The sequence below is a fragment of the Collinsella aerofaciens genome, assembly GCF_040920445.1.
GTDB classification, from domain to species: Bacteria; Actinomycetota; Coriobacteriia; order Coriobacteriales; family Coriobacteriaceae; genus Collinsella; species Collinsella aerofaciens_BH.
In genome coordinates this window covers 1-2,725 of record NZ_JBCOTQ010000094.1, presented here as the reverse complement: position 1 = coordinate 2,725, position 2,725 = coordinate 1, and the positions used below count along the sequence as shown (strand labels likewise).

3 protein-coding genes are annotated in these 2,725 nt (G+C 58.4%); 1 reads left to right on the top strand and 2 read right to left on the bottom strand.

Annotated features, from left to right (window positions below):
• Positions 1-218 precede the first annotated feature (218 nt).
• Together AB5405_RS09705 and AB5405_RS09700 are read right to left on the bottom strand one after the other, a co-directional pair.
• A complete protein-coding gene (locus AB5405_RS09705; protein ID WP_035136614.1) occupies positions 219-776 on the bottom strand; it encodes a hypothetical protein in 558 nt (185 codons plus the stop codon).
• Positions 777-1,012: 236 nt separating this feature from the next.
• On the bottom strand, positions 1,013-1,549 hold the full coding sequence (locus AB5405_RS09700) for a PTS sugar transporter subunit IIA (RefSeq protein WP_368138343.1): 537 nt from the start codon (positions 1,547-1,549) through the stop codon (positions 1,013-1,015).
• Positions 1,550-1,735: 186 nt separating this feature from the next.
• Here AB5405_RS09700 and AB5405_RS09695 point away from each other — a divergent pair, with 186 nt between their 5' ends.
• Positions 1,736-2,290, top strand: a complete 555-nt coding sequence (locus AB5405_RS09695; protein ID WP_368138342.1) for a MurR/RpiR family transcriptional regulator — start codon at positions 1,736-1,738, stop codon at positions 2,288-2,290.
• The last annotated feature ends 435 nt before the right edge of the window (positions 2,291-2,725 follow it).

Here is a 2,725-nt window from a genome sequence, read left to right as displayed (position 1 = left end):
AGGCCCCGCCGACCGATTGCAAGCGGTCGGCGGGGCCATTGTGGCTCTTGACAGCGGATTGGGTCATATGAGCGAAAGCCCGCCAGGGCGAGCAAGGTGCCTTGAAACGAGGCGGCATTGACCTTCTGGTCATGCCGCCGAAGTTGAAAGGCAGATTGCCGCTCTGGCGGGCTTGCAGCGTCGAGCAGTTGCGGCGTTTGGTAAAACGCCGCAACGAACTAGCTCAGCATTGCATCCATCATCTCGGAGTTGACGGAGTCGTCGGCAGACCACTCACCATCGTCGTTGCAGGTGTACTTGAAGATAACCGTGGTCTTCCTGGGCTCGGTGGCCTTGGTCACATCGACCATAACCTGACCGGCCATCTTGTACAGCTCGTCATCGGAAGGAACCGTGTCAAGCGCAGCGACCTTCTCCTGATACTGGGTGGAGAAGTCCTCGACGATCTTGTTCATAGATTTGCATGTAATAGAGACCTCGGCGGTCGCGACACCCTTGTCCTCGTCGACCGTCACGTCGCCGATCTTGTAGTCAAAGCCCTCAAGATAGGTCTTGGCGTACTCCTTGGGATCGATACCCAGCTGCTCGAACTCGTCGCCCGAAGCCTCCTCCAGACCAGAGAGGAAGTCGTCGCCACCGTTCTTGACCTCGTCAAACTGCGTCGTAAGATCCTCGGTGATGAGCTCCTCAACCGAAGGACCTCCACAGCCGGAAAGCACGACCACGCATGCAACCAAGACGGCCATGAGGGGCGCAAGCAGCAGCTTCTTTTTCATGTTGTTCCTCCCAATGAGCGGCACCGCGCTTCCCGGACGCGGCACACGTTGTAATAAGTAAGCCCATACTATCCACTTATGAACACCCTCGGCAACGCGAAGGCGTGGTCGGTTCGTTTTAGCGTCCGAACGGTTTGCAAGCCCGCCCAACGTGCAATAAAACGCTTCCCCACGGTGCAATAAAAAAGGTGGCCGGAAAACCCGACCACCCTTGCACATCCTTTGGACGCCGCAGTTTACTTGCGGACGACCTTGACGATGACATCGCCGGCGGCGACAGCGGAGTCAGCCTCGACGGCGAGCTCGACGTCGGCGAACTCGGCGGTGTTGGACACGGCCACGACGACGCAGTCCTTGTAACCGGCAGCAGCGATCTTGGCGCGGTCGATCTTGAGTATGGGCTGGCCGGCCTTCACAACGTCGTCGGCCTTGACGAAGCCCTCGAAGCCGTCACCGTTCATGTTGACGGTATCGACGCCAACGTGCACCAGAACCTCGATGCCGCTATCGGACTGCAGACCCACGGCGTGACCCATGGTGACGGTCACCTTACCGTCGCAGGGAGCGTAGACCAGATCGTCCTCGGGCCACACGGCACAGCCCTTGCCCAGAACCTCGCCACCAAAGACGGGATCGGGCACGTCGGCCATCTTGATGACCTTGCCCTTGACGGGCGAGCACAGCACGTCGGCGCCAGCAGAAGCAGAGATGGAGGCCGGAGCAGCGGCAGCCGCGGGCTCAGCCTTCTTCTTGAACATGTCAAACAGACCCATACGTTTTCTCCTCTTGATTAAGCGCAACGTTGTGCGCATGCCTACGGTAATTATAGTGCCAAATGGTTCAAATGCTAAGGTGGAGACTCGAATCGCGAGCCCTTCCCGGTAGTGCTCGTGGGACGAGCATCTCCTTTGCATCGCGGGTCGATAAGCCGAGCATCGCCTGCGCAGATTATGGAGCGCATGGAGGGGCTCTACCAGACCACGCTGGCCGAAACGCAGGAGCTGCTCGACCCCACGAAGCTCGACCACGCCGCCAAGCTTATCGCGAACGCCCGACAGGTCGACATCTACACGGGCTCGCACAACCTCTATCCAGCGGGAATGTTTCGCGATCGCCTGCTCTCCGCCGGTAAAAGCGCGACGTGCTACGACGGTGCCGAGGCCCAGGTGCGAGCGGCGCTCGCCTCGGGCACCGACCATGCGGCAATCGTTATCTCCTACAGCGGCCTTGCCCCAAACCTCAAGGACATCTTGCCGATCCTCAGCAGTCGGCATGTCCCGGTCATCGTCATCGGCACGCCTTATTGCGCGCGCCTGCATCCCGGTTTTACCGCCTACCTTACGGTGAGTGACCACGAGAGCATGACGCATCGCATCACGCAGTTCGCCAGCCACATCGCCGTGCAATACGTGCTCGATTCGCTCTACAGCAGCTACTTCGCCAAAGACTACGCCCGCTGTGCCGAATTCCTAGAGCGCTCATTCCCCTACACCCGCCTCCCCGGGCTCAAGTAGTCATTTAAGAACGTCCCAAATGACTAACGGCCGACCTAATAACGACTTCTCGTCATTAGGTCGGCCTTTTCAGCTCTAATAACTATTTATTCCGTAAACTCGTTATTAGAATCTGACGCAGAAGGCCGGGCTCACATGTGGCACCATGGCGGAAAGCAGCTTGTCCCTGCGCCAACCGAATGAGCGTGGATTTTCGGACGCCTATCTAACGAGCGTGGATAATCTCCCACTTTGAGCCCGCACACAGGCCAAAAACGGGAGATTAACCACGCTCATTTCTGACTAGTCATTGGGGACGTTCTTAAACGACTGGTCAAACAAGAACGTCCCCAATGACTAGTCCGGCAACGCCGATGCCTTGGCAACGACAGACACTATGACCCAATCCGAGGGCACTAAAAAGATAGGAGCCCCCGCTCGTGACCGCGGGTCGGG

Excerpts from the sequence above, each read along its gene's own strand:
- AB5405_RS09700 (WP_368138343.1), bottom strand. The coding sequence starts at position 1,549 with ATGGGTCTGTTTGACATGTTCAAGAAGAAGGCTGAGCCCGCGGCTGCC.
- AB5405_RS09705 (WP_035136614.1), bottom strand. The coding sequence starts at position 776 with ATGAAAAAGAAGCTGCTGCTTGCGCCCCTCATGGCCGTCTTGGTTGCA.
- AB5405_RS09695 (WP_368138342.1), top strand. The coding sequence starts at position 1,736 with ATGGAGGGGCTCTACCAGACCACGCTGGCCGAAACGCAGGAGCTGCTC.